At 32.7% G+C, this 1,139-nt stretch carries 1 protein-coding gene; it reads left to right on the plus strand.

Annotated features, from left to right (window positions below; genetic code table 11):
* Positions 1-485: 485 nt before the first annotated feature.
* Positions 486-1,139 (plus strand): FtsW/RodA/SpoVE family cell cycle protein (locus RB298_RS28045; RefSeq protein ID WP_486049643.1); only part of this gene is annotated, 654 nt, incomplete at its 3' end.

Here is a 1,139-nt window from a genome sequence, read left to right on the forward strand (position 1 = left end):
ATCATAGCTTTCTATATTGACTCAGCCAGTTCATTTTAATCTTTAGTAAGATTCTAAGTTTTTTATTAGACAAATATTTTTCCTTAATGTTAAACTGTTTCCCTAAGGAAAAATAAATTAGAGTTCAACTATATAATTTGCTAGCGCATATAGGCACTTCAGTCTGTTCTAAGTCAAAATTTTATTTTTAAAGGGTTTCTTATGCTCAAAAAGTTTCCTTTAGGCAAATTTATAGTATTCAACAAAAAAAATAAGCTGAAGTCAAAAAATATCTTGTCCATTAAATTAGGACTATTAAACGTTTTTAATTATACAGGCTATCCCTTGGTAGACCTTCTATATAAAAAATACAGGTAAGACAGATTGGAGGTTTGGGATAAATCATGAGAAGGAATCTATTTTATTGATATTTTTCTAACATATATTAGAGAAACTTATATTCAGTGATTGGAATAGAAATTTAATAAAGAAAAGGTGTTTTAAAGATGGAACGCAAGAAGTCAGAAAGCTTTAATTATGGTCTTGCTTTTACAATGCTGCTGTTTTTTATCATTAGCTGTATAGCTATTTATAACGCGCAAAAAACAGGACAGTATTCTACAAACTTTGTAATTAAACAAGTCGAATGGTACGCAGTAGGTATTGGGATTATCTTCCTCACCATGAGGCCCGATGAGGAACAATGGGACCAATTCACATGGTTCTTTTATGGGCTAAATATTTTTATCCTTATTTTACTCATCGTTTCTCCCCAAAGTATTGCTCCTGTCAAAAATGGTGCAAAAAGCTGGTTCGTCCTTCCTGGTATTGGATCGATACAGCCGTCGGAATTCACAAAAATCTCTTTAATTTTAGCATTTAGTAAAGTGATACGAAATCACAACGAAAAATTTCGCGTAAGAGATACGAGAAGCGATGTTTTACTCGTTGGAAAGCTAGGAGCTACGTTAGCTGTCCCTATTCTTCTTATTATGCAGCAGCCCGATTTAGGAACGGCACTTGTGATGATCTTTTTATTCTTTGTCATGATATTCGTTTCAGGGGTAAGTTTTAAGCTCATTCTTCCTACCTTTACTTCTATTATAGGAATCGCTTCAGGTATTTTATATATGGTTTTGAACCACCCAAAAATATTGGAA

Origin of the sequence: Priestia sp. BR_2 (genome assembly GCF_041954005.1) — a bacterium.
Lineage (GTDB): Bacteria > Bacillota > Bacilli > Paenibacillales > Paenibacillaceae > Paenibacillus_AQ > Paenibacillus_AQ lautus_A.